Source organism: Rheinheimera sp. B2H12 (assembly GCF_059620065.1).
This window is the reverse complement of record NZ_CM184363.1, coordinates 1,464,321-1,489,253: the sequence shown is the minus strand read 5'-3', so window position 1 is coordinate 1,489,253 and position 24,933 is coordinate 1,464,321. Positions and strand designations below refer to the sequence as shown.

Sequence of the window (24,933 nt, the reverse complement as noted above, 5' to 3'; positions counted from 1 at the left end):
ATAATTATCCGCGATTGCCGGCGGCACAGGAAAAGGACCCTCAAGGATGCTCAAATCACATTCTTTTTTATTTGCCTCAGCAACCACAGTTGCTGTCATGCTCAGTGGCTGTGGTGGCGGCTCAGGTGAAGCTCAGCAACCCCCGAGCCAGGTGCAGCAACAAAATCAGGCTCCCGTTGCCAAAGCCGTGCTAAGCCACAGCAATAACAAAGCTGGTGGCATGCTGAAACTGGATGCAACCCAAAGTACAGATCCGGAGCAGGATACGCTCAGTTATAGCTGGCTGCTGACAGGCCCGGACGGAAAAGCCATCACGCTGAACAATGCCGCGACTGCCAGCACTGAAGTCATCACACCTGTGGCCGGTGAGTATAAAATCGAGCTCAAAGTGACCGACAGCAAAGGATTAAGCAGCAAACAGCAACAAAGCATCACCGTCAGTGCGCTGCAGGCTATCACGGCAACCATTGTTGGGGTGAAATCAGCCAGTCAGGGTCAGTTATTAACCTACAGCGCCGCCCTGAGTTCACTTGATCTGGAGCAACCACAATATCAGTGGCAACTGGAGAAAAAACCGCTCCTTAGCCAAAGCAGTCCAACCTCGCTCCAGGGACTGAACACCACATTACAACCCGATGTACCAGGTGACTACGTGCTGAAACTGACGGTCACTGCCAGTCAAGGCGTATCCCTGACCGAGCAATTGACGCTCAGTGTCAGCGCCATCAGCAGCAATGCCGCGCCATCAGCTGTCATCGGACTGGAAAAAACCTCGATAAAAATCAATGAAAAGGTCAATCTGTCCGCCAGCAACAGTTCAGATCCTGAGGGAAAGCCGCTGAGCTATCTGTGGGAGGTCCTGCAATCTCCAGCTGGCGCTGTATTTAGTTTTTCGGCGCCAGCAGCGGTAAATACCGAATTTGTTGCCAATCTTGTGGGTACTTATAAGTTGCAATTAACGGTTTCGGACGGCGAGAAAAAGGCCACCCAAGCGTTGAATCTGCAGGCTGATACGCAAAATCAGGCTCCTCGGGCCGAAATAAGCAGCAGTCAGAAAAAAATCCGGCCTGGCGATACCGTTAAGCTCACTGCCAACGCCACAGATCCGGAAGGCGATCTGCTGAGTTATCAATGGCGTCTTGGCATCAAACCTCGTGACAGCCAGGCAAAATTAACTGCACCTGCGGCGGCAACCACAGATTTAACTGTTGATTTAGAAGGCGAATATGTCATCTGGATGCAGGTATCAGACGGCGAGAAAAAATCTTTTCCAAAGGGAGTGAAAATTGAGGCTTATCACAACTTTGCGCCAGAAGTCAGCATTCAACCCTTTGCAGGCATAGTTGCTGTCGGCAGCAATCGGACCTTAACTGTGCTGGCCAGCGATTTTGAAGCTAGCCCGCTCAGTTATCAGTGGACCGTAGCACAGGCACCGACCAACGCGAAAGTCAATCTGAGCCAGCCAAACCAGGCCAGTACAGAATTCAGTGCTGATCTGGCCGGAGATTATTATCTGATGGTGGTTGTGACTGACAATCAGGGCAAAGCTTCGGCTCCACTCAAAGCGCTGGTTCAGGTTAAATAGCAGTCAGCGGCCGGACATGGCCGCTGACTACTTCAGTAACCTTTTTGCCGGTCAAACCAAAGTTCCGGCCGGTGCAGCGGCATGGTCGCTGATAAGGTCGGATTGGTCAGCGGCACCACCTGACGATTAGGCAGATCTGCCGCTTCGATGGCTTGCTGGAAATATTGCCGGAATAACTGCAACATACTGCCATCCGCAATAGCCCGCTCCAAACCAGTTTCCAGGGCTGTCGCTAATTGGGTATCGGATTTATTGACAAAAAAGTACAAAGCTGCCGGATAATACAACACCCAACGTGGAGCCACAGTCAAGGATAAAGCCGGACGTTGCGCTAATTCCGGCCAAATCTCGGTCAAAGAGCGTGGGAAATAGCGTACCCGGCCTTGGCTGAGCATCTGATACATGCCGTCAAAATGATTGCTGGGTGCGATGACAAAACCATTCGCTTGCAAAATAGTCAGATCAGGCCAGTCTGCCCCTTGCACCGTCAGCAATGCTTTTAACTGCGATGCATCAGTTAAATTATTAAACAAATCAACATCGCGTTGTGAAATGGCAAGCAGGCGCCAGCCAATCAAACCGCGGTCAATCGGAATTCGGATCGGTCTGAATTGTTGCTCACGCAAAGCGGTGCTCATAGTCCAGACCACATCAATGCCACGTTGCAGTTCCAGCTGTTTCAGGGTGCGATGCTGACTCATCACCATGTCACTTGGCTTCACCTGATAGCGCTGATCTGCTTTGCTCAGCGCCAATTGCAATAAAGCGACCGGATAATCTCCCCGTTTATCCATTTGCATATGCACAGGCCAGCTATAAGTAACAGTGCGGCTTTCAGTTGCGGCTGTTGACCAGTTGGCAAGCAGCAGCAACAGTAACCAATGCCAGAATACCCGGGATCTTTTCACCAGCATAACAACGACCACAGTGAACAACAGTCTGCAGCACAGTATAAGCCTGAATGTTGCAGCCCGCCAAAAGCGATTTATTGCTGCAACATGTTCTCCCAACCAGCCTCAGCAACAGCCTGTGACTGGATACTGGCCGGCTAAACTGCATGAGCAGTCAGGAAAGCGGCATATCTATTTTTGCTGAGACTGTTGCTGGCAGACGGTTTTTTTTGCTGCTTTTGCCGCTTGTCACAGATTTTCACTGGAAAAAACTCAGATTTCAGGTATGGTGTGCAGGTTTTTCCACCCGGTTGTCTCCGGGCTATTCATGGACTCTGTCGCGCAAAAGACGATACGCCGGACTGCATACTGATGCAGCCTGGCTTTTGCGCTTTTACCCGATGCAGTCTGTTGCTGTCTGCTCTGCTGGCCGAATGCTGCAAATTAAGGAGCCAAAATGCGTTTTTACTTTCCTCTGGTCATTATTGACGAAGACTTCCGCTCGGAGAATACCAGCGGTTCCGGCATCCGTGAACTGGCTTCTGCCATTGAAAAAGCCGGTATGGATGTGGTCGGTTATACCAGTTATGGTGATTTAACATCATTTGCGCAGCAACAAAGCCGCGCCGCTGGTTTTATTCTGTCGATTGACGATGAAGAATTTGGCAGCGGCAGCAAAGAAGAGAGTCAGTCGGTACTGGCACAATTGCGCAGCTTCGTTGAGCAAATCCGCCGTCGTAATCCGGATATTCCGATTTACCTGTACGGTGAAACCCGTACCGCCCGCCATATACCAAACGATATCCTGCGTGAACTGCATGGCTTCATCCATATGCATGAAGATACGCCGGAGTTTGTCGCGCGTCACATTATTCGTGAAGCCAAAAGTTATTTAGATTCATTAGCGCCACCGTTTTTTCGCGCTCTGACGCATTATGCGCAAGATGGCTCTTACAGCTGGCATTGCCCTGGCCACTCAGGCGGGGTTGCCTTTTTAAAATCGCCGGTTGGCCGGATGTTCCACCAGTTTTTTGGTGAAAACATGCTGCGCGCCGATGTGTGTAATGCAGTGGATGAACTCGGTCAGTTACTCGATCATACCGGTCCGGTCGCCGCTTCCGAGCGTAATGCTGCGCGCATTTTTAACGCTGACCATTTATTTTTTGTCACCAACGGTACTTCAACCTCCAACAAAATTGTCTGGAACAGCACTGTGGCGCCAGGTGATATTGTGGTGGTTGACCGCAACTGCCACAAATCAATTTTGCACGCCATTATGATGACAGGCGCGCTGCCGGTGTTTTTAATGCCAACGCGCAACCATTACGGCATTATCGGCCCTATTCCGCGCAGTGAATTTGAACCAGCCACTATCCGTCGTAAAATGGAAGCCAATCCATTTATCCGCGAAGTGCTGGCGAAAAACCCCAACGTGAAACCGCGGGTACTGACCATTACTCAATCCACCTACGACGGTATTTTATATAACGTTGAAGAGATTAAGTCGTTGCTGGATGGTGAAATCGAAACGCTGCACTTTGACGAAGCCTGGTTGCCGCACGCAGCTTTCCATGATTTTTATGGCGATTACCACGCCATCGGTGAAGGCCGGCCGCGTTGTGATACGTCCATGGTGTTCTCAACCCAGTCTACCCACAAACTGCTGGCCGGTATTTCCCAGGCTTCGCAAATTCTGGTGCAGGATGCCAACAACAATAAGCTGGATACCAACTTATTTAACGAAGCATATCTGATGCACACCTCAACCAGCCCGCAGTACGCCATTATCGCGTCCTGCGACGTGGCCGCGGCGATGATGGAAGCACCGGGCGGCACCGCACTGGTGGAAGAATCACTGGATGAAGCACTGGAGTTTCGTCGTGCCATGCGTAAAGTCGATGACGAATATGGCGACGACTGGTGGTTTAAAGTCTGGGGCCCGGATGATTTAACCGACGAAGGTCTGGATCACCGTGATGCCTGGATGCTGCATGCCGACGAAAACTGGCATGGTTTTGGTGCCATTGCCGAAGGTTTTAACCTATTAGATCCAATCAAGGCCACCATTTTAACGCCGGGCCTGAATGTGGATGGTAACTTCTCGGACAGCGGTATTCCGGCAGCTATTGTCGCCAAGTATCTGGCCGAACATGGTGTGGTGATTGAAAAAACCGGTCTGTACAGCTTCTTTATCATGTTTACCATCGGCATTACCAAAGGCCGCTGGAATACCATGGTGACAGCACTGCAGCAATTTAAAGATGATTACGACAAAAATGCCCCGCTGTGGCGTATTCTGCCGGAATTTATCCAGAAATACCCGCAGTATGAACGCATTGGTTTAAAAGATTTATGTGATCAGATCCATGATATTTATCGGGCCAACAACATCGCCAAACTGACCACCGAAATGTATTTATCGGAAATGGTGCCAGCGATGAAACCAGCCGATGCTTTTGCCAAAATGGCGCACAAAGAAATTGAACGGGTGCCGTTGGACGAGCTGACCGGTCGGATCACGGCCGTGATGTTAACGCCTTATCCGCCAGGAATTCCACTGTTGGTGCCAGGCGAAGTGTTTAATGAGACCATCGTCAGTTACCTGAAATTCGCCCGCGAATTTAATGGTAAATTCCCAGGTTTTGAAACTTACATTCACGGCCTGGCTTTGACCGAAATCGATGGCAAAAAAGTCTATTATGTCGACTGCGTGAAATAATCTCAGTCTAAACGACACAAAACGGCAGTAATAACTGCCGTTTTTTTTGCCCGCGAACAAAGCGGCTAACAACTAAATTTTCCCATCACAGTGACATTTGCGGCCAAAACCGGGCTTTTACAGCCTGCAACCTTACTTAAAAGCGAAAAATTAGCTAGGCTCTGAAAATTCACTATCAGCGGGATCTTGCCTTGCAGCAATCAGGCTATTTGCTTCGACTGGCGCTATGTTGCGCTGCCCTGCTCTGCCTCATGCTGACCAGCTATGGTCCACTAGCGGCTGCATCAGCCAAAGAGCCGCCTGCTGCCGTCCAAGCCAGTATGCAACCGCTGTTGCATGTCAGCCGCAGTGCTGCAGAGCAGCAACTGAGCCGTTATGGCTCGTTAGGCAGCATAGTGCAGGATCCGGCGGGTCGGTTGTGGCTGGCCAGCCGTAATGGCTTGTTGCGATATGATGGTGTAGAGGTTGAACGTTTTGCCAGCAATAATTCCGGCCTGGCCAATAATCTGGTCACAGATTTGGATAACAGCGATCCAACCGCCTTATGGCTGTTGACCTATAACCTGCAACTGCAGAAAATGGATTATCAGACTCGGAGTTTCCAAACGCTGGATTTATCAACGGCATTGTCGACCCAGCGCTTTAATGTGGCGAGGTTTCATGGCACTGCCAACCGAGTATGGCTGCTAGGCGGTAACAGGATCAGATTTGTCGAGCGGGACAGCCTGACATTACACAGTGCCGGTCCACCGCTGGATGGTCTGGTCAACCGTTATGGCACTGTCACTGGTTCAGATCCAAGTCAGCCAGACCTGTGGGTACTGACCGACCAGGGTCAATTGTATCGCTGGCAGTCAGCAACTGAACAACTGACACCAGTACTGCGACTGGCCGCTGCTGAACCGGTCGAAGCAATGTTGGTGGTCGCGGATAAAATCTATCTGCTACAAAACAAGAAACTACTGGAGTTGGATCCAAAGCTGCAGCAAAGCCGGTTATTGCTTGATTGTCGCACCCTGCATCAGAACGCTCACCCTTTTTATCTGGCTTACGAAAATCAGCAACTGTGGTTAAGTGGCCCTGATACCGGCCTGATCCGCTATCAATTAACCAGCGCTAAGGCTGAGCGCTTTACCGCTGTGCCTGGACTGGCCAATGCCTTAACCGATAATCACACCAGTGTGCTCTATGTCGATGGGTTACAAAATTTATGGGTCGGCACCGTCGATGCCGGTTTAGCGCGTATCTCGCTACGGCATCATGAAAGTCAGGGCTTTGCGCTGGCGGATCCAAAGCCCGGCAATCATGCACTTAGGCCTCTGCTGTTACTAGCCGACGACAGTTTGCTGCTGGCAGATCACCAGCTTAAAGTGTGGCGCTGGCAACCACAGTCACAACAGCTCACTGCGTTAGCGCCTGACATCAGGGCTTACGCCGCCCGCCAATTGCAGGATGGTCGGGTGCTGCTGATTGGTAACGCCGGTTATTATGTGGCGGATGCGGCGTTGCAACAATTTCACTGGCAGCCGCTGGCGTTATTGCAGCAGCAGACCTATCAGAGTATCAACGCTTCTTATCTGGATCAGTCGCAACAGTTGTTGTATCTGGCCACTTTTTACGGTTTGGTGCAGGTTGATTTAACAACTGGTCGGCAGCAACATTTCCCACTACCACTGAATAACCAACTGATCACTATCGCCAATATAGCACCGGCCGCAGACGGCAAGCTGTGGCTGTTAACCCGTTCCGACGGGCTGTTACAGTTGGCACCAAGTCAGCGGCGATGGCAAAGGTTTGATACCTCGCATTTACCAGGTCGCACTTATTTTGATTTTACCACCGACACCGAACAGCGACTGTGGTTTGCCAGTGATCAGGGTGCCTTCCGGCTGACGTTGACAGATGGCCAGTTAACGCTTGATTCGCCGGTCCTTGGCGTGACGGCACTGCACAGTGAAGTCCGGACTGTGCATTTAGCAAAGGATGGTCACATCTGGTTGCATAACAGCGAACAAATCATGGTCTATCAGGATGAACTGTGGCAAGCCAGTAGCATCCAGGCCAGCCAAGGGTTGCTGACACCGCTACCAGCTAAACAATTGCTGAGTAATCAGCAGGTGCTGTACAGCGGTTCTGTCAGTGGACTGAATCAACTCCGGCTGGATCTGGTCCAGCAGCGCCAGCAACCCATACTGGCGCTGGCTTTTAGTCAACTGAGCACTTTACAACGCCAGATTGAGCTGTCAAACCTCGCCCCCACTCAGCTGGTTGAGCTTGGCTACGATGAGCGCCAATTCCGCTTGCAACTGGCCGGCTTTGCCAGTATCGATCTCAGTACATTGCGTTTCCAGCTCAGGATCCCCGGCCAACAGGATGAATGGGGGCCAGCCACGGCGCAACCGCAATTTGATTTGTACAACCTGCCGATAGGCCAGCATCAGTTGCAGGTCCGTTGGATCTGGCCGGATAATCAGGTTTCAACTGAGCAGTTACAATTACAGTTGCAGATCCATCCGCCCTGGTGGCGCACCGGGCTGGCCTACAGTGGTTATAGCTTATTGCTTTTACTGATGCTTGGGTTGCTTTACCAGGACTGGCGTTGCCGGCAGCAAACCAAGGCCCTGCATCTTTCGCAATTGCAGGAAAAAGAGCAACAGCTGCGTATGGCATTGTGGGGTTCTGGCGATGAATTATGGGATTGGCATATCCCGCAACAACTGATGCTGCGACAAAATTGTTTGTCCCAGTTGCAGAGTCCGGCCCAAACCACGGCTTTTAAGCTGGCACAACGGCTGGACCAGGTCCATCCTGACGATCGGCTACAGGTGCAGACGCTGATTGAACAACATCTGCGCGGCGAATCGCAATTTTATCAGGCCAGTTACCGGCTGCAGATTGGTGCTGAGCAATGGTTGTGGGTACTGGACCGCGGCAAAGTGACTGCCCGCGATCAACAACAACAACCATTGCGATTCAGTGGTACTCTCCAGGTGATTGAACAACTGAAAACTGCCGAACAGGCCTTAACCAGACTCAATGACCAACTGGAGCAACTGGTTCAAGACAGAACCAATGCATTGGCACAAAGTAATCAGCAATTAAGGGACACTATCCGTCAATTGCAGGACACCCAACATGAATTGCTGGAGGTCGAAAAAATGGCGTCGCTCGGCACTATGGTGGCAGGATTGGCGCATGAGCTGAATACCCCGCTGGGGGTCGCGGTCACTTCGGTCAGCAGTGTGGAAGATTTAGTAAGGCAGCAGCAACAATTACGTGCCAACCAGCAATTATCAGCGCAGTTTTTTGATCAAAGCCAGCAACAAATTCAGCAAGGCTGCCAAATTGCCACCCAGAATTTGCAACGCATGGCACAACTGATTACCGTCTTTAAAAAACTGGCGGTCAATTTATCTGGCGAAAGCAAGATCCGGCTGGCATTGGCCCCGTTGTGGCAAAGTTTGCTCAAACAGCAACAAGCTCAGATCCAGGCCCGCCAGTTCAGCATTCAAACCGAAATTGAGCCAGAGCTGCAGATTGAGACTTACCACAGTGCTATCAGCGAAATTTTGCATGAGTTGCTGGTAAATAGCTTGCAACATGCCCAGTTAAACGGCCAGCCGGGCCAGATCCGGTTGCAGATCTGGCTACAGCAAAACCACTGCCACATCCGCTATCAGGACAATGGCAAACCCATTAGTCGGGCACTGCGTAGCCAGATGTTTGATCCCTTCACCACCAGTTCAAGACAACAAGGCCATGTAGGCTTGGGCCTCAGTCTGATTTATAATCTGGTTTGCCAGTTGCTGCACGGCTCCATTCGTTATCAGTCCGACGAACAGAGTGGCTGGTTCGAGATTATGTTTATCTGCCGCAGCGAAGCCGAACCTGCGGTCATTGCGCCCTTAGGACAACAACAAACCCAGCACTAATGTGGCCTGGCAATATCACTCAAACAAACTTGATTACCGCCGGCTTGTTTAGCCTGATACATGGCGCGGTCGGCTTCGAGCAACAGCAATTTTTCATCACTGCCCTGCTGCGGAAATACGGCAATGCCAATACTCGGGTACACCCAATACTGACCACCGTCGATATCAAACGGCTGATTCAGCCCCAGCCGGACTTTTTCCGCCACTGAACTCGCTGTGGCAATCTCATCAATGTGTTCTAATAACACCACAAACTCATCACCGCCAAAACGTGCCACGGTATCGCTGGCACGAATGGCGCGTTGCACACGCAAGGCGGCCTGTTGTAATAATTGATCACCAACCGCGTGGCCGGCAGCATCATTAACCTGTTTAAACTTATCCAAATCCAGATAAAGCACGGCAAATTGACTTTGTTCGCGCTTGGCGCGGAATAACGCCGATTGCAGCCGATCGGCAAACAACGACCGGTTTGGCACACCGGTTAACCCATCATACAAGGCGATTTGCTGTAATCTGTTCTGCAGTTGTTTCCGTTCAATCGCCGCTGCGATTTGACTACTGACAAATTCCAGTAATTCCTGCTCATCCTGGCTGTAACTTTGACAGCCAAATAACACCACAGCACCGGATAAATGCTGTTGTAGTTTCAGTGGCGCCACCAGCCAATGCTGACTGTGCTCTGATGTTAAAGCTGGCCTGGTGACACACAAGGTTTTCTGCTGTTGTAACACAGTTTGCGCATGCGCAATAATTTGCGCTTGATGTTGCACCACGGCTGCAGGTTCAGCGGCAGCCTGATAAGCAAACTGTAACAAACCGCTTTGTTCATCGGTCCGCAGAATGACAAAATTGGCAACCGGCAGCAGCCCGGCAACGATGCGATGAATATGCTGGTATAAGTCGGTCAGACTGGCAGCATCATGCGCCGCTTCAGAGATGGCAAATAAAGCCGCCTGGCGCGCCTGACTGCGCTTCAAACTGGTAATATCGCGTGCTACAGCGACTCTGAGTTGCTGTGACGCCGACCAGCGGGCAGACCACAGGATATGCACCACCTGGCCATCTTTGCGCAGATATCTATTCTCAAAATCTACTTTGGGCTGACCTGCCATAATTTCAGCCGCTGCCAGCAGTGTTTTTTCCCGATCGGCCGGATGTAATAAATCCAGCATGGGCCGGCCGATCATTTCCTGCGGACTATAACCAAAAATCCGCTCGGCCCCGGCGCTGACAAAGACAAAAGTCCCCTCAGGGTCAACCACACAAATGGCGTCCAGCAATAAATCTATATACTGACTAAGGGCGACAAAACTACTGTTGTCCAAGACAGACTCCTGTGGGCAGCATGTGGAACTTACATCAGGCTGGGCGCAGCGAAGTTATCACAAAAACAGCTTCGAAGCCGCAGACATGTCTACAGTAACTGCTTGGCTTTTAAAGCGCAATCAGACTGTGCAAGGGCTTTGGTTTGCTGCACGCAGGCAGCAATTTACCAACGATTTCCTTGCAAAAAAACCGCAGCTTTGACCGTTACCAGCAATTAAACTACAAAAAAACCAGCCTTGCTGTTGGCTGTGCCACACTCTGGCCACGACGCGCATCGATGTCGCGGCAGATCTTGCTCTGACTGAAATGTTTCAGCCATCTATACAGCTAAAAATAGCTATTCAAGCGCCGAAAAATCCGCTTTACTGCCAGAGAAACTTCACAGGAGCAACTTATGTTTAAAATAAATCAGTACTTTGATGGTAAAGTAGCGTCTATCGCTTTTCAGGGCGAACAATTACCGGCCACCGTTGGCGTGATGGCCGCCGGTGACTATGAATTTGGCACCAGTCAGCATGAAGTGCTGACCATCATCAGCGGCGCATTAACTGTGTTGTTGCCAGGCAGCCAGCATTGGCAGACCTTTAGCAAGGGCCAGCAATTTGCCGTGCCTGCCCACAGCAAATTTCAGTTGAAGGTTGCCACTGATACCGCTTATCTCTGTACTTATCAATAGCCTGATTCGGCAATAGGTAACAGGATCTGCATACCTTAAGTCAGCACAGGAGTCCACATGCGCGGCATGGGCACAGCAGCAAAACGACCTGACGCCAGCCGCTCGGTACAGGCGTTAAATCTTCAACAAACCATCCGTTATATGTGGCCTTATCTGTGGGCCTTTAAAGGCAGGATTGTGCTGGCGTTGCTGGCACTGATCGCGGCCAAAGCCACCACCTTGCTGCTGCCTTATGCGCTGAAACTGATTGTCGATAGCCTCGATAGCTCACTCCAGCCAAGCCTGACCTTACCTTTATTGCTCATCATCGGTTATGGCTTACTCAGGTTTGGCACGGTATTTTTCGGTGAGGTGCGGGATGCCCTATTCAGCCGGGTGACTGAACATGCCATGCGCCAGATTGGCTTAAGAGTCTTTAAACATCTGCATCAGCTTGAGCTGAGCTTTCATCTGGACCGCAACACCGGTGGCATTAGCCGGGATATCGAACGTGGTACCAATGGCCTCAGTTTTCTGATGCGGTTTCTGATGTTTAACATTGTGCCGACCTTGCTGGAAATTGTGTTGGTGGCAGCCATTTTCTGGGGTTTATTCTCTTTCTGGTATGCCCTGATCACTGCAGTGGCCGTTAGTTTGTATATCTGGTTCACCGTGGTGATTACCGAATGGCGGAATAAATTTATCCGCGAAGCCAATCAGGCCGACTCTGCCACCAATACCCGCGCGGTCGACAGTCTGCTGAATTATGAAACGGTAAAATATTTTAACAACGAAGCTTATGAAGCGCGGATTTACGATGAATTTCTGGCGAAATGGGAAACCGCTAAATTAAAAAACCGCATGTCCTTGCTGACGCTGAACTCAGGTCAGGCGCTGATTATTGCAGCAGCCATTACCCTGATGATGTGGCTGGCCGCCAACGGCGTGTTACAAAAAGAGCTGACGCTGGGCGATTTAGCCATGGTGAACGCTTACATGATCCAATTATTTATCCCGCTGAACTTTTTAGGTTTTGTCTATCGGGAAATCCGACGAGCTTTAACTGATCTGGAAAATATGCTGGGCTTATTAACCCGCCAACCCGCCATCACCGACGCCGCTAGTACTAAAGAATTACAACTGACTGCCGCCAGTATTGAGTTTCGCGATGTCAACTTTGCTTATCAGCCCGAGCGGCCAATCTTACAGAATTTTAATCTGCAGATTGCACCAGGACAAAAGGTGGCAGTGGTCGGCAGTTCAGGCGCTGGTAAAAGCACGCTGGCCAGATTGTTATATCGCTTTTATGACATCAACCAAGGTCAAATCTTGTTATCAGGCCAGGATATCCGTCAGGTCAGCCTCGACAGCCTGCGCCGCGCTGTGGCGATAGTGCCGCAGGATACTGTGTTGTTTAACAGCAGCATTCGCGACAATATTGCCTATGGCAACCCCGACGCCAATGCAGTAGACATAGAGCAAGCCATTGATTTAGCTCACTTAAGACCTTTTATCCAAAGCCTGCCACAAGGCGATGCAACTTTAGTTGGTGAACGAGGTTTAAAAGTTTCAGGCGGCGAGAAACAGCGCATCGCCATTGCCCGTGTGCTGTTAAAACGCTCGCCGGTGCTGATTTTTGATGAAGCCACCTCAGCGCTGGATTCAACCAGCGAAAGCGCTATTTTAACTGCGTTGCGGGAGCTGGCGACTGGCCATACCTCGCTGGTGATCGCGCACCGCTTATCGACCGTTACAGACGCTGATTTGATTGTGGTGTTAGAGCAAGGTCAAGTGATCGAACAAGGTACCCATGCGCAACTACTTAGTCAGCAAGGTTATTATGCCAAGCTGTGGGCGATGCAGCAGCGGGAAGAACATACGACAGAGGGTTGACTGATTGTATTTTATCAACGAACTGAGTAGGCTGAGCACAATTTTTCAACTTAAAAGGAAATCCTGATGATGACATGGTTTTTGCTGGCCGTAGGGCTGGTGTTACTGGTAATAGGGGCTGATTTACTGGTAAAAGGAGCAGCCCGGCTGGCAGCCAGTTTTGGTATTCCCAGCCTGGTGATTGGTCTGACGGTTGTTGCGTTTGGCACCAGTGCACCTGAATTGGCGGTCAGTGTCAAAGCTGCGTATGCCGGTCAGGCTGAACTGGCGATTGCCAATGTCGTCGGCAGCAATATTTTTAATGTGTTGTTTATTCTTGGCGCTGCCGCGCTGATTATGCCACTGATCATTTCCCGCCAGTTAATCCGCCAGGATGTACCAATTATGGTTGCTGTGTCTGTGTTAGCAGTCCTGATGGTGCAGGATGGTCAGATTGATAAAATTGAAGCGGCGTTTTTAACCCTTGGTTTGCTCAGTTACACCTTTTTCCTGTTTAAACAGGGGAAAGCCCAGGGGGCGGATAACGCGGCGGACAGTGAAGTTGATGAATTAATCAGCCAACCGCAGCCACTGTGGCAAAACCTGGCTTTTGTCATTGCCGGCCTGGCGTGTCTGGTGCTCGGTTCACGCTGGCTGGTACAAAGTGCGATTGAACTGGCGACAGCCTGGGGCGTGAATGAAGCTGTGATAGGTTTAACTATTGTCGCGGCCGGTACGTCCTTACCTGAAGTGGTCACTTCTATTGTGGCGACAATTAAAGGCGAACGTGATATTGCCGTCGGCAACGTCGTCGGCAGCAACATCTTTAATATCTTGTGTGTGCTGGGTATCTCTGGTTTGGTATCCCCTATCCCATTACTGGCCGGCGATCAATTGGCCCAGGTTGATATTCCGGTGATGCTGGCGGTCGCGATGCTGTGTGTACCGCTGTTCTTTGCCGGCTCTATTCTGAACCGGATTGAAGGGGTATTGTTTTTAGTCTTATACGTCGCTTATACCTGGTACCTGATAGCGCTGGCACTGAATAAAACTTACTTAGCGCAGCTGCAGAACGGTATCATGTATGGTCTGGTGCCATTAGTTCTGCTTTATGTGGTGATATCTTTGTTACAGGATCTCAGACACCGTCGCCAGACTCACTAAGCCATATTTTGTGAAGCCACAAACAACAACGCTGCTTCACCAGCGTTGTTGTTTGCTCAGCGCGACATCAAGTAGCAGTGCTGGTTTTTTTCTCTCAGTCGGCAAATTGCACTGTTGTCCGACCTGCCTTTCGATATAATATCCGTCTTTATGGCTAAACAGTTCGGATATGTCGATGACCCAAGATGAAATGAAAAAAAATGCGGCCTGGGCTGCACTGGATTATGTCCCCCGCCACAGCATCGTCGGTGTAGGTACCGGCTCGACAGTCAATCATTTTATCGACGCCCTGGCCAGTATCAAAACTGAGATCAAAGGTGCAGTGTCAAGTTCGGTGCAATCGACTGACAAAATGCGTGCCTTGGGCATTCTGGTACTGGATTTAAATGAAGTCGACAGCTTTAGTGTTTATGTGGATGGTGCCGATGAAATTAACCCGGCGCGCCATATGATCAAAGGCGGCGGCGCGGCACTGACGCGGGAAAAAATTGTTGCCGCTGTAGCCGATAAATTTATCTGTATCGTCGACAGCAGCAAACAAGTACCAGTCCTGGGCAAATTTCCACTGCCGGTCGAAGTGATTCCGATGGCACGCAATTATGTGGCGCGGCAACTGAGTCAACTGGGCGGTCGTCCGGTCTGGCGGCAAGGTGTCGTCACTGACAATGGCAATGATATCCTCGATGTGTTTGATTTACAGATTGTCGATCCTATTGCGCTGGAACAACAAATCAATCAAATCACCGGTGTGGTGACCAATGGCATTTTTGCCTGTCGCAATGCTGACCTGGTACTGGTGGGCACCGCTGCAGGCACCCAAGTATTATCCTGACACTGGTCCAGGACACTGTACCAGGACACTGTTTCGGCGCTGCTTGCGTCAGCGCTGGATAAACATCGGCAGCGAAATTTACTTTAATAATTAAATCAACAGCTTGCGCCGTATTATTTTTGCAACATTGAAGAGAACGGAACATGGAAAAATACTCACTGCCAAAAGATAAAATTAAGATCCTGTTACTGGAAGGTTTGCACCAGAGTGCGGTGCAAACCTTTAAAAATCAGGGCTACAGCAATATCGAATACCTGAAAACTTCGTTATCCGAAGCAGAATTGCTGGAAAAAATCAAAGATGTGCATTTTATCGGCATCCGCTCCCGCACCCAACTGACAGCACGGGTGCTGGAAGAAGCCAGTAAACTGGTGGCCATCGGTTGTTTCTGTATAGGTACCAACCAGGTGGATTTAGACGCCGCGCTGGAACGGGCGATTCCGGTCTTTAATGCGCCATTTTCCAATACCCGTTCCGTGGCGGAACTGGTACTGGGGCAAATCATTATGTTGCTGCGTGGTATTCCACAACGCAATGCCGCGGCGCATCGCGGTGAATGGCAAAAAACCGCCACCCAGTCTTACGAAGCCCGTGGCAAAACCCTTGGCATTATTGGCTATGGTCATATCGGTACTCAGTTGTCGATCATGGCGGAAAACATCGGCATGCGGGTACAGTTTTACGATATCGAAGATAAGCTGGTGCTGGGTAACGCCACTCAGGTTAGCCTGGCCACCTTACTGAAAACCTCAGATGTGGTGTCGCTGCATGTGCCGGAAACTGCTCAGACGCAGAATATGATTGGTGAAGCTGAGCTGGATCTGATGAAAGCAGGTGCAGTGCTGATCAATGCCTCCCGCGGTACTGTGGTCGATATTGATGCGCTGGCGCGGGCATTAGCAGAACAAAAACTGGCAGGTGCCGCCATTGATGTATTCCCGGTGGAACCTACCGGTAATGATGAAGAGTTTATCTCGCCATTACGCGCTTTTGACAATGTGATACTGACGCCGCATATCGGCGGTTCTACCCAAGAAGCGCAGGAGAATATCGGTTATGAAGTGGCCGGTAAACTGGTGAAATACTCAGATAATGGCTCGACCTTATCGGCCGTCAATTTCCCGGAAGTGTCACTGCCAGAGCACAAAGGTCGCTCCAGGTTGCTCCATATCCACAAAAACCAGCCTGGCATGCTGACCAAAATCAACGAAACTTTTGCCCGGCACGGCATCAATATTTCTGGCCAGTATCTGCAAACCAACAGTGAAATTGGTTATGTGGTGATTGATATCGACAGTCTGGATCAGGAACTGGCGCTGAATGAACTAAAAGCCATTCCAGGGACGTTAAAAGCGCGGGTCTTGCACTAGGTTAATATTGCTTTACCCTGCGCATAGCTCAGGGTCAAAGCAAACTAATAGCGTTTTCGGGAACTGCGGCTAACTTCATCGTCAGTATGGCTCTGCGCTGCAGCGTCTGACTCAGCAAAGTGAGTATTCCAGCGTGGCGAAAACTCACAGGGGACGCCATCCTGATCCCCGTCCATCGCAGTATCCGGACAATGTTGCAGAAAAAAATTCGCTTCGGCCCGCGAGGTCATTTCTGAGCAATAACGCCGGCTATCACAACGAAATTGTGGTTTCTGGCTAGCGCCATTGGGCCCGCTAGCCACCGGCGCCAGATAGGCTTCTTGTTCAGTACTGACCGCGAAGCCGGTGGTCAATGCCGGTTGCTGCGGCTGATAATATTGCTTACCTGCGACAAAACCGGCAAAAAACACCACCAGCACTAATAATAAAATCCCTTTCATGCCGCCCTCCTGGCTAAATTGTCTGATCCCACACTGGCAAAAATACGCCGTCACGACCTCAACCGCCCGCGGTTGAATAACGGCAGCAAACTGAAACAGCGCAGCTAACCACCAAATAACAGTTGCCAGATACTGGGACTGCGATGACGGTGATATTCTTTGCGCAGAGCATCCACTTGCTGTAACTGCTGTCGGGCTTGCTCCAACTGTTGTTGCTGCAAACTCTGGCTGACCAGCGTCAGTTGCTGTTGTACTTTATCCAAACCTTGTTGGAACACCGCTTGCTTGTCAGCACTGAACTGGTAAAGCTGCACCGCAGCCACCAATTGCTGCAATTGCTCCACCTGTTGCTGCATGGTCGCTACATCAGGCGCAGCCGCCGCTTGTTTTAAATGCAGCGCCATCGCTTTCATCGTGGCCTCAACATCAGTCGTGGCGACCACAGTGCTGGTCGGTGCCGCTGACTGTTGCTCGTCAGCATACCCAATAACATGATGAAAACTCAAGCAAAGCATGAGCATAGAACTGGTAAAAAGTTTTTGATTTAAACCCATAACAACCTCAAAAAATTCAGTCAGCAGTCTAGCATAATCTAGCGCCTGTTCGGGCAGAACTGTTGCGTCGGCGCAGGCCATTGGCTAGACTACTGCGATTTTCTACTCCCCTCACATTCAGACAGCGAGATTGCAGCCATGGGCGCACAATGGAAAGCCAAACATAAAGCCGACACCGCGGCAGCCAAAGGTAAAATTTTCACTAAATTAGCGAAAGAAGTCATGGTGGCAGCACGCAATGGTGCCGATCCGGCGATGAATTCCAAATTACGGATGGCGATTGAATCGGCCCGTAAAGCATCCATGCCTAAAGAGACCTTAGAGCGCGCCATTAAAAAAGGTGCCGGTTTACTGGATGGTCCGGTCAACTACGAACATGTGGTGTACGAAGGTTTTGCACCGCATCAGGTGCCGGTGATTGTTGAATGTTTAACCGACAATAAAAACCGTTCGGCACAAAGTATCCGGGTGCTGTTCCGTAAAGGCCAGTTAGGCACTTCAGGTTCAGTTTCATGGGATTTTGATTATCTGGGTGCCATTGAAGCAACCGCTGACAGCAAAGATGCCGATGTGGAAGTTGCTGCGATTGAAGCCGGTGCGCAGGATTTTGAACAGGACGACGAAGGTGGTGTGACATTTTACACTGAACCTACCGATCTGGATCTGGTACAAAAGGCACTGCCAGAATTTGGTTTTACCGTCAGCTCAGCCAAATTAATCTACAAACCGAAAAACCCGGTCAGTCTGGACGATGCCGCCCGCGCCGAAGTGGAAGCTTTCTTAGAAGCCATTGACGGTGACGACGACGTGCAAAGTGTTTATGTCGGACTGGCTGGTTAATACCTGCTTACTCTGCTCGCAGGCGACTGAGCTAAATTCAGTCGCCCACCGCCCTGTCCGCTGTTAGCTATTGGATCTGCTGTATGCCCTGGATGATTGCCGTTGCCTCTGCCAATCCGGCCAAAATTAACGCGGTACAACAATGTTTTGCCGAAGTCTTCCCGACCCAAAGCATTGAAGTTCGTGGCCTGGCCGTGCCTTCTGGTGTGGCGGCCCAACCTATGACCAGTGCTGAAACCTTATTGGGGGCACAAAACCGATTACAAGCACTGAAAATTCAGTTGCAGGCCGATTTTTATGTCAGTATCGAAGCGGGTTTGGAGCAGGAGCTGACCTTCGCCTGGATGTTGATTGAGCATCAGGGTCAGCAAAGTAAAGCCCGCTCTGCCAGTCTGATGCTGCCACCGGCCGCGCTTACCAAGCTCAGGCAAGGGGCTGAACTTGGTGATGTGATGGACCAGTTGTTTGGCACTCAGAATATCAAACAAGCTGGTGGTGCCATTGGTTTATTGACTGGTAACCGACTCAGTCGCAGCAGCGTCTATCATCAGGCGCTGATCCTGGCGTTGATCCCGGTGCTGAATCCAGCGCTGTTTCCCAGACAAGACTAGCCACTGCGCTGCACTCACTGAGCCTGCGGCACCGGTCACTGGCTGTCAGTTGCCAGCAACAACTGCAATACATCCGGTACAAAAGGCCGGCCTTTGGCATTCAGGGCGGTGCCGATCACCAGCGCCTGCAGCATTACAGCACCATCGCTGCTGCGGATAACTTGCTGGCGAAAACCAAACTTCAAGCGCGAAATGGCTTCATAAGCCACTGTCACCACAAACTGATCGCCTGAGGTTAACGAGCCTTTGTAATCCATTTCGCTGCGGATCACCACCAGATTAATTTGCTGCCGCGCCAGCGCCGCAAAATCGATGCCCTGGCTCAGTAAAAACTCATGCCGGGCATGTTCAAGGTAATTAAAATACACCGCATTATTGACGATGCCTTGCATATCACATTCGTAATCACGAACTTTAAAATCGACGCTAAACACGCGGAACTCCATGCAATAAAAAGACTGATTGTCGCCGAAAAAACCTTGTTAGCTGGTCGGGGCAGCTTGTAACAGCGTTTCCAGACAATGCTCAGTAATACCATAAAAGGCTTTCAGTGCCACAATTTGCTGTAATATCGGCTGATGATCCCGTGCTTTACGCCGTTTTTGCGCCAGGATCATTTTGTTTTTACTGGTATGCTCCAAGCCAATAAATTCAAATACCTGGGTATCATAACCATAAGCTTCCAATAGCAATGCCCGTAAACCGTCGGTCAGCATTTCAGCTTCCTGTCCCAGGTGGATGCCATGTTGTAATAAGGGTGCTAATACGGTGGGGGTTTGTAGTTGCGGCCGCAGCTGTTTATGACAACAAGGCGAACACATAATAATTTCCGCGCCGGTACGAATGCCCATCTCAATGGCATAATCAGTGGCCGTATCGCAGGCATGCAGCGCTATCATCACATTGATGCCACGCGCTTTAAAATGCTTCACATCGCCCTGTTCAAACTGTAAACCAGCGAACTGCACCCGCGTTGCCAGCTCATTACATAAATCAACCAACGGCTGGCGTAACTCAACGCCTGTCACTTTGGCATCCAGTTGCAACACTGTGGTCAGATAGTCATAGACTGCGAAGGTTAAATAAGCTTTGCCGGAACCAAAATCAGCCACATGCACCTGTTGCCGGCCTGACAAACCGGTTTGCTGGATAGCGGCGGCCAAAATCTCAATAAACTTATTGATTTGCTTCCACTTTTTTGACATCGACGGCACCAGTTGTCCCTGGTTGTCCGTGATGCCAAGCGCCTGCAGATATGGCCGGCTTTGCTCGACATAACGCTGTTTCGCTTTGTTATGCTGCAATGCCGCCAGCGCGACGTCGGCGTTTGCCGGAGGCTGACCTGCGGCAACTGGCGTTGGCGCAATACTGGCTTTTTTATGCCGGCTTAATAACACTTTGCCTTTTTTGCTGTAACTCAGTTGCAGTTCCTGACTGGCGGTGGTCAGATGGGCACTGAAAAAACACTGTCCGAGCCACTGCCTTAACTGGGCTACTGCAGCGTCAAAATCCAGGTTTTTGGTCTGATCAAAGGTGCGGTTTTGCCAGACAAACTGCAACAAAAATTCTGTTTTCAACTTCACAGGACGGATCTGTACCCGTTGCCATTCAGGATCAAGGCCCTGATATTTGCTCAGCACCAGTTTTTGCAACTGCGTCTCTTGCCAGGCCCGTTGTAACTGCTGGAAAAAGTCTTCCAGCGCAGCATCTGTTGTGGCAGGGGTTGGAGTCATCACACACCTTGGTTAAGCAGGAAAAATCGGCCAGCATTATAGCAGAAACCGAGGCGTGTCAGTGGCAAAAGCTGCCGAATTCTACTTGGCAGTCAGGCCCTGAGCGATTAGGATCCAACCATCACAACAGCACAGGTTAGTTTCATGCAACAAGCATCTTTTATCACGACCAGACTAGCACGCGTGGTCTGGCTTTCAGTCGGTCTGTTGACAGTCAGCGCCTGTAGCAGCATCAGCAAAGAAGAATGTCAGATTGGCGACTGGTATAGCCTGGGTGTGAATGACGGCAAGGCCGGTGAACTGAGCAGCAAATTCCGTGACTATCAAAAAGATTGCGGCAAACATGGCGTAGCGCCGGATTTCAAGGCTTATACCGAGGGACACAGTCAGGGCTTAGTATTTTATTGCGATTTCCCCCATGGCGAAGCCCATGGTCGCAGTGGTGCCGATTACAACACCGCTTGTACCGGTAAACTTGAACCCTCTTTTCGCAGTGGCTACCAACAAGGCCATCGCTGGTATCTGGCAAAAAAGCGGGTCGATGATATCGCCTCGGCACTGAGCAGCCTACACTATCGGATTGAACAGACCAAAGATGAAATCTACCGCAATAATCAGCAGATTGTCGTGTCAGGGAATAGTCAGGACAGAGCGGCTCTGTTATACAGAACAGATAAATTAAGAGCTGATCTGGAACAGTACAGTGCTGAGGTTGGACGTTTGCAAGTGCAACTGGCACAAGCGCAACAAGCGTTCGCCCCGCTCAATCGCTAACCCCGACCAAGGTCACTGTCAGCTGTGGCCTTAGTCTGCAAGCAGCACCAGCTCCGACTTTCACTGATTTTTTCACAAGGATCGCCTTATGTTATGTCGTTTCAGTCAGTCAGCTCTGGTGCTCAGCCTGATGGCTGCCAGCATGCTGCCAGCCGCATTAGCTCAAAACGCCGCCCAAACTGCGGTGCATTATCAGTTTTCTTTCGCCAATGCGGTGCATAATGAAGCCTTGGTCACAGTACGCTTCAGTCAGTTACCGGCCGGACCATTGCAACTGCAATTTAGTAACGCTTCACCTGGTCGTTATGCCCGCCATGATTTTGCCAAAAATATTTATCAGTTAACCGCCCGCAACAGCAAAGGGGAGCCGTTGCCGCTGCAGCGGCTGGCTCCTTCCCAATGGCAGGTGGCGGAGCAGGATGGCAGTGTCGAAATCAGTTACCGGCTTTATGGTGACCATGCTGACGGCACCTACAATCAGATTGATCATCGTCATGCCCATTTGAATATGCCAGCCACCTTGTTGTGGTCGCCAGCCCTGCAACAAAGCCCGATCAGCCTGAGTTTTATCGATCATCCGGCGGACTGGCAGGTTGCAACCCAATTGCAGCAAAGCACTGATGGTCGCTGGCTGGCCACTGATCTGGATGAACTCATGGACAGCCCGATCGAACTGTCCCGCCATACAGTGCAGCAGTGGACAGTGCCTTCGGCTGGCAAAAACTATCAGTTGGTGCTGGCGACCCATCATCAGGGCACGACGGAGGATGAAGCTGTGCTGCTGGCAAAAACCAAAGCTGTGGTGGCAGAACAAATGGCGGTATTTGGTGAACTGCCGGATTTTGACCATGGTCGGTATGTGTTTATCAATGACTTTTTGCCAGGCGTCAGTGGCGATGGCATGGAACACCGCAACTCCACCATTGTCACCAGCAATAAGTCTTTGTATCAAGCCAATTTTGACCAGCTTGGCACTATTTCGCATGAGTTTTTTCATGCCTGGAACGTGGAACGCATTCGCCCTGCCAGTCTGGAGCCCTTTTTGTATCACGGCGGCAATATGTCGGAAAGTCTGTGGTTTGCCGAAGGCGTCACCAGTTATTACGGCGATTTATTATTAAAACGCTCAGGGCACCATAGCGAAGCAGCCTATCTGGCTCTGCTGGCGCGTAAACTGAACCGTTTTATCCAGAGTCCGGGCCGGCAGTTTGCCTCGGCAGTGCAAATGAGCCAGCAAGCGCCTTTTGTCGATGCTGCGGTCGCTGTTGATCAGCACAACTACGGCAACAGTTACATTTCCTATTATCTGTATGGCGATATGCTGGGCCTGGCATTAGATTTAACGCTGCGTCAGCCAGCGACAGAGCGTAACCTTGATCAACTGATGCGACTGATGTGGCAACGTTTTGGTAAAACTGAACGGCCTTATCAGACCCACGATTTGCAAACCGCCCTTGCTGATAGCAGTGGCGATCAAAAGCTGGCCGCCGACTTTTTCAGCCGTTATATCGAAGGTAATCAACTACCGGACTTTCAAGCTTTATTCGCGACAATGGGATTGGTATTGCAAGCAAAATCCAGTACGGCCGCTGCTGCCGGCGCGGTGCCATTGCGCACTGAAGATGGCAAGTTAATCGTCGCTGGCAACAGCAAAATTGGCAGTCCTTTGTATCAGGCGGGTATTGACCGCGATGATGTGTTGCTGCAGATAGGCCGTGATCGGCTGAGTACAGAGCAAGACTGGCAAGCAGCACTGGCGAAGCTAAAACCAGGACAACAGGTTGAATTACGGTATCAGCAATATGGTGAAGAGCGCACGACCCGCCTGACACTCGGTAGCGATCCTGAGCTTGAACTGGTCACCATGGAGAGCCTTGGCCAAAAACCGGCCAAAGCGGCGCTGAAACGCCGGGCGGCCTGGCTGGATTCAGCCCTGAAAGGTTAATTGCTGACGTGACGGCGCTGTGCCACAGTGCCGTCAGGCACCATAAACCCGGCGGGTCCGCTCACACTGGCGGCAGTGCCTCGATAGTAAAATGTTACCAAAGATGTACAGATCTTTAATTTTCAATCTGCTTCCGTTAGGCTGTTGTTTTTACGCTGGGTTGTGATTGCACGTTGCAGCTCAGAACCCCTGTCTTTACAAGGAGTGACAGATGCCCGATTCAAATCTGCTGGTAAGTCTATTTATGGTGATCGCCGTATTGGTGATTATCAGCAAAGCTGTGGTGATAGTCCCGCAAAATATGGCTTATATCGTCGAACGGCTGGGAAAATATCACGATACCATGACGGCTGGGATGCAATTTGTTATCCCCTTTATCGACCGGATCGCTTACCGGGTTTCACTCAAAGAAAGTGCTATTGATATCCCAAGCCAGGCCGCCATTACCAAAGACAATATCAGTCTGACCATTGATGGTGTGTTATACATCAAAGTGATGGAACCTTATAAAGCGTCTTATGGCATTGATCACTATGAATACGCCGTGATCCAACTGGCACAAACTTCGATGCGCTCTGAACTGGGTAAACTGGATCTGGATAAAACTTTTGAAGAACGGGATAACCTGAACGCCAAAATCATCGAAGCCATCAATCAGGCATCTGCCGCTTGGGGTGTACAGGTGATGCGTTACGAAGTGAAAGATATCAGCCCACCGGCGTCGGTACTGGACGCGATGGAAAAGCAAATGCGTGCTGAACGGGAAAAACGGGCCGCCATTTTGGATTCCGAAGGTAAACGTCAGGCCGCCATAAACCTGGCCGAAGGTGAAAAACAAGCCACTGTATTGGCCGCTGAGGCCGACAAAGCGCAGCAAGTGCTCAGAGCTGAAGGGGAAGCCCGCTCCATTGAATTGGTCGCAGCCGCCAGAGCCAAAGCGTTGACGCTGATTGGTGAAGCCGCTTCGACCGCGGATGGCCAGGCCGCCGTGCAACTGGATTTAGCCACTGAAGCCATCGCGGCGAAAAAGGCCATTGCCAAAGCGTCCACTGTGGTACTGATGGATAATGATAAATCCAACACCGCTAACAGTGTGGCAGAGGCCTTAGGGGTGATTGCCGCTATTCAAAAATCGGGCACTTTGTGTTAAGCGCTAGGATCTGACCCACCCTTCGCTGCGCAAGAGGAGCATTATGGAATTATCACTCACCAGTTGGACCGCCTTGTTAGGACTGGTTTGCCTGATTTTATTACCTTTTGCCGTGCCTGGTATTCTGGAAGCGTTACTGGCACTGGCTTTGGCCAGTTTTATCAGTGCCGGCTTGCTGGCTTTAGGCTGGCTGCCAGCTGAGTTAGCCTGGTTACTGCCTACGCTGGCGCTTGGCACTTTACTGCTGGCAACTTTGCTGTACAAACCGTTGCGGCGCTTACAACAACCTTCACTGCGGCTGCAGGAAGATCCGGCAATTTCCGATTTTGTCGGCGCTCAACTGGTGCTGCAGGCGGATTTGCAATTGGGCCAACTCAGCCACACCGATTTTTCAGGCGTACGATGGCAGCTACAGCTGGCGCCAGACAGCCAGCACAGTTTTTTACCAGCCGGCACTCCTGTGGTGATTGTCAGTGCCAATGTTGGCAAATTAACAGTCAAAGCCGCAGTACCGGATTAACCCGTTTTGACCACCCAC

Annotated in this window: 20 protein-coding genes; 14 read left to right on the top strand and 6 right to left on the bottom strand. The window is 50.7% G+C overall.

Going from position 1 to position 24,933, the window contains the following annotated elements:
* Positions 1-46: 46 nt before the first annotated feature.
* Positions 47-1,585, top strand: a complete 1,539-nt coding sequence (locus AC53GJ_RS06680) for a PKD domain-containing protein (protein WP_496731782.1) — start codon at positions 47-49, stop codon at positions 1,583-1,585.
* 32 nt (positions 1,586-1,617) lie between these two features.
* Here the strand turns inward: AC53GJ_RS06680 and AC53GJ_RS06675 are convergent, their stop codons facing one another.
* On the bottom strand, positions 1,618-2,499 hold the full coding sequence (locus AC53GJ_RS06675; RefSeq protein ID WP_496731781.1) for a transporter substrate-binding domain-containing protein: 882 nt from the start codon (positions 2,497-2,499) through the stop codon (positions 1,618-1,620).
* Between the two features lie 433 nt (positions 2,500-2,932).
* On the opposite strand from AC53GJ_RS06675, the gene AC53GJ_RS06670 reads away from it, so the two are divergent.
* Positions 2,933-5,194 carry an Orn/Lys/Arg family decarboxylase gene (locus AC53GJ_RS06670; protein ID WP_496731779.1) on the top strand — a complete coding sequence of 754 codons (2,262 nt, stop codon included), beginning with the start codon at positions 2,933-2,935 and terminating at the stop codon, positions 5,192-5,194.
* Positions 5,195-5,445: 251 nt separating this feature from the next.
* The gene (locus AC53GJ_RS06665; protein WP_496731778.1) at positions 5,446-9,126 is read left to right on the top strand and encodes an ATP-binding protein; all 3,681 of its coding nucleotides are present in this window, start codon (positions 5,446-5,448) and stop codon (positions 9,124-9,126) included.
* Here the strand turns inward: AC53GJ_RS06665 and AC53GJ_RS06660 are convergent.
* Positions 9,123-10,454 carry a diguanylate cyclase domain-containing protein gene (locus AC53GJ_RS06660; protein ID WP_496731777.1) on the bottom strand — a complete coding sequence of 444 codons (1,332 nt, stop codon included), beginning with the start codon at positions 10,452-10,454 and terminating at the stop codon, positions 9,123-9,125. The two genes, AC53GJ_RS06665 and AC53GJ_RS06660, sit on opposite strands and share 4 nt — an antisense overlap.
* Positions 10,455-10,849: 395 nt before the next feature.
* Between AC53GJ_RS06660 and ppnP the strand changes: the two genes are divergently transcribed.
* The 5 genes from ppnP (at position 10,850) to serA (ending at position 16,348) form a co-directional block, all read left to right on the top strand.
* Entirely contained in the window at positions 10,850-11,131 is a 282-nt protein-coding gene (gene ppnP / locus AC53GJ_RS06655; RefSeq protein ID WP_496731776.1) for a pyrimidine/purine nucleoside phosphorylase, read from the top strand.
* A gap of 57 nt (positions 11,132-11,188) precedes the next feature.
* A complete protein-coding gene (locus AC53GJ_RS06650) occupies positions 11,189-13,003 on the top strand; it encodes an ABCB family ABC transporter ATP-binding protein/permease (RefSeq protein WP_496731775.1) in 1,815 nt (604 codons plus the stop codon).
* 66 nt (positions 13,004-13,069) lie between these two features.
* On the top strand, positions 13,070-14,146 hold the full coding sequence (locus AC53GJ_RS06645; RefSeq protein ID WP_496731774.1) for a calcium/sodium antiporter: 1,077 nt from the start codon (positions 13,070-13,072) through the stop codon (positions 14,144-14,146).
* A gap of 175 nt (positions 14,147-14,321) precedes the next feature.
* Positions 14,322-14,978 (top strand): ribose-5-phosphate isomerase RpiA, encoded by a 657-nt coding sequence (gene rpiA / locus AC53GJ_RS06640; RefSeq protein ID WP_496732774.1) that lies wholly within the window; start codon positions 14,322-14,324, stop codon positions 14,976-14,978.
* A 143-nt stretch (positions 14,979-15,121) separates the two neighbouring features.
* Complete coding sequence (gene serA / locus AC53GJ_RS06635) at positions 15,122-16,348, top strand: phosphoglycerate dehydrogenase (RefSeq protein ID WP_496731773.1); 1,227 nt, start codon at positions 15,122-15,124, stop codon at positions 16,346-16,348.
* Between the two features lie 44 nt (positions 16,349-16,392).
* Here serA and AC53GJ_RS06630 read toward each other — a convergent pair whose 3' ends face one another.
* The gene (locus AC53GJ_RS06630; RefSeq protein WP_496731771.1) at positions 16,393-16,788 is read right to left on the bottom strand and encodes an excalibur calcium-binding domain-containing protein; all 396 of its coding nucleotides are present in this window, start codon (positions 16,786-16,788) and stop codon (positions 16,393-16,395) included.
* 104 nt (positions 16,789-16,892) lie between these two features.
* Positions 16,893-17,342, bottom strand: coding sequence for a cytochrome b562 (locus AC53GJ_RS06625; RefSeq protein WP_496731769.1), 450 nt, complete (start codon positions 17,340-17,342; stop codon positions 16,893-16,895).
* Between the two features lie 138 nt (positions 17,343-17,480).
* Between AC53GJ_RS06625 and AC53GJ_RS06620 the strand changes: the two genes are divergently transcribed.
* Both AC53GJ_RS06620 and yjjX read left to right on the top strand, forming a co-directional pair.
* Entirely contained in the window at positions 17,481-18,182 is a 702-nt protein-coding gene (locus AC53GJ_RS06620) for a YebC/PmpR family DNA-binding transcriptional regulator (RefSeq protein ID WP_496731768.1), read from the top strand.
* Between the two features lie 83 nt (positions 18,183-18,265).
* Complete coding sequence (gene yjjX / locus AC53GJ_RS06615; protein ID WP_496731767.1) at positions 18,266-18,793, top strand: inosine/xanthosine triphosphatase; 528 nt, start codon at positions 18,266-18,268, stop codon at positions 18,791-18,793.
* A gap of 35 nt (positions 18,794-18,828) precedes the next feature.
* On the opposite strand, the gene AC53GJ_RS06610 is transcribed toward yjjX, so the two are convergent.
* Both AC53GJ_RS06610 and AC53GJ_RS06605 read right to left on the bottom strand, forming a co-directional pair.
* Positions 18,829-19,227 (bottom strand): acyl-CoA thioesterase, encoded by a 399-nt coding sequence (locus tag AC53GJ_RS06610; protein ID WP_496731766.1) that lies wholly within the window; start codon positions 19,225-19,227, stop codon positions 18,829-18,831.
* 48 nt (positions 19,228-19,275) lie between these two features.
* On the bottom strand, positions 19,276-20,526 hold the full coding sequence (locus AC53GJ_RS06605) for a class I SAM-dependent methyltransferase (RefSeq protein ID WP_496731765.1): 1,251 nt from the start codon (positions 20,524-20,526) through the stop codon (positions 19,276-19,278).
* Positions 20,527-20,670: 144 nt separating this feature from the next.
* On the opposite strand from AC53GJ_RS06605, the gene AC53GJ_RS06600 reads away from it, so the two are divergent.
* The 4 genes from AC53GJ_RS06600 to AC53GJ_RS06585 all read left to right on the top strand — a co-directional run bounded on the left by AC53GJ_RS06600 (position 20,671) and on the right by AC53GJ_RS06585 (position 24,915).
* A complete protein-coding gene (locus AC53GJ_RS06600) occupies positions 20,671-21,300 on the top strand; it encodes a DUF2799 domain-containing protein (protein ID WP_496731763.1) in 630 nt (209 codons plus the stop codon).
* A gap of 88 nt (positions 21,301-21,388) precedes the next feature.
* Entirely contained in the window at positions 21,389-23,245 is a 1,857-nt protein-coding gene (locus tag AC53GJ_RS06595; protein WP_496731762.1) for a M61 family metallopeptidase, read from the top strand.
* A gap of 211 nt (positions 23,246-23,456) precedes the next feature.
* Entirely contained in the window at positions 23,457-24,395 is a 939-nt protein-coding gene (locus tag AC53GJ_RS06590) for an SPFH domain-containing protein (RefSeq protein ID WP_496731760.1), read from the top strand.
* 43 nt (positions 24,396-24,438) lie between these two features.
* Positions 24,439-24,915: a hypothetical protein gene (locus AC53GJ_RS06585; RefSeq protein ID WP_496731759.1), complete on the top strand. Its 477-nt coding sequence runs from the start codon at positions 24,439-24,441 to the stop codon at positions 24,913-24,915.
* Positions 24,916-24,933 lie beyond the last annotated feature (18 nt).

What these genes read in the sequence shown, in the direction of transcription:
- AC53GJ_RS06680 (WP_496731782.1), top strand. Translation starts at nt 47, where the DNA reads ATGCTCAAATCACATTCTTTTTTATTTGCCTCAGCAACCACAGTTGCT.
- AC53GJ_RS06675 (WP_496731781.1), bottom strand. Translation starts at nt 2,499, where the DNA reads ATGCTGGTGAAAAGATCCCGGGTATTCTGGCATTGGTTACTGTTGCTG.
- AC53GJ_RS06670 (WP_496731779.1), top strand. Translation starts at nt 2,933, where the DNA reads ATGCGTTTTTACTTTCCTCTGGTCATTATTGACGAAGACTTCCGCTCG.
- AC53GJ_RS06665 (WP_496731778.1), top strand. Translation starts at nt 5,446, where the DNA reads ATGCTGACCAGCTATGGTCCACTAGCGGCTGCATCAGCCAAAGAGCCG.
- ppnP (WP_496731776.1), top strand. Translation starts at nt 10,850, where the DNA reads ATGTTTAAAATAAATCAGTACTTTGATGGTAAAGTAGCGTCTATCGCT.
- AC53GJ_RS06650 (WP_496731775.1), top strand. Translation starts at nt 11,189, where the DNA reads ATGCGCGGCATGGGCACAGCAGCAAAACGACCTGACGCCAGCCGCTCG.
- AC53GJ_RS06645 (WP_496731774.1), top strand. Translation starts at nt 13,070, where the DNA reads ATGATGACATGGTTTTTGCTGGCCGTAGGGCTGGTGTTACTGGTAATA.
- rpiA (WP_496732774.1), top strand. Translation starts at nt 14,322, where the DNA reads ATGACCCAAGATGAAATGAAAAAAAATGCGGCCTGGGCTGCACTGGAT.
- serA (WP_496731773.1), top strand. Translation starts at nt 15,122, where the DNA reads ATGGAAAAATACTCACTGCCAAAAGATAAAATTAAGATCCTGTTACTG.
- AC53GJ_RS06630 (WP_496731771.1), bottom strand. Translation starts at nt 16,788, where the DNA reads ATGAAAGGGATTTTATTATTAGTGCTGGTGGTGTTTTTTGCCGGTTTT.
- AC53GJ_RS06625 (WP_496731769.1), bottom strand. Translation starts at nt 17,342, where the DNA reads ATGGGTTTAAATCAAAAACTTTTTACCAGTTCTATGCTCATGCTTTGC.
- AC53GJ_RS06620 (WP_496731768.1), top strand. Translation starts at nt 17,481, where the DNA reads ATGGGCGCACAATGGAAAGCCAAACATAAAGCCGACACCGCGGCAGCC.
- yjjX (WP_496731767.1), top strand. Translation starts at nt 18,266, where the DNA reads ATGCCCTGGATGATTGCCGTTGCCTCTGCCAATCCGGCCAAAATTAAC.
- AC53GJ_RS06605 (WP_496731765.1), bottom strand. Translation starts at nt 20,526, where the DNA reads ATGACTCCAACCCCTGCCACAACAGATGCTGCGCTGGAAGACTTTTTC.
- AC53GJ_RS06600 (WP_496731763.1), top strand. Translation starts at nt 20,671, where the DNA reads ATGCAACAAGCATCTTTTATCACGACCAGACTAGCACGCGTGGTCTGG.
- AC53GJ_RS06595 (WP_496731762.1), top strand. Translation starts at nt 21,389, where the DNA reads ATGTTATGTCGTTTCAGTCAGTCAGCTCTGGTGCTCAGCCTGATGGCT.
- AC53GJ_RS06590 (WP_496731760.1), top strand. Translation starts at nt 23,457, where the DNA reads ATGCCCGATTCAAATCTGCTGGTAAGTCTATTTATGGTGATCGCCGTA.
- AC53GJ_RS06585 (WP_496731759.1), top strand. Translation starts at nt 24,439, where the DNA reads ATGGAATTATCACTCACCAGTTGGACCGCCTTGTTAGGACTGGTTTGC.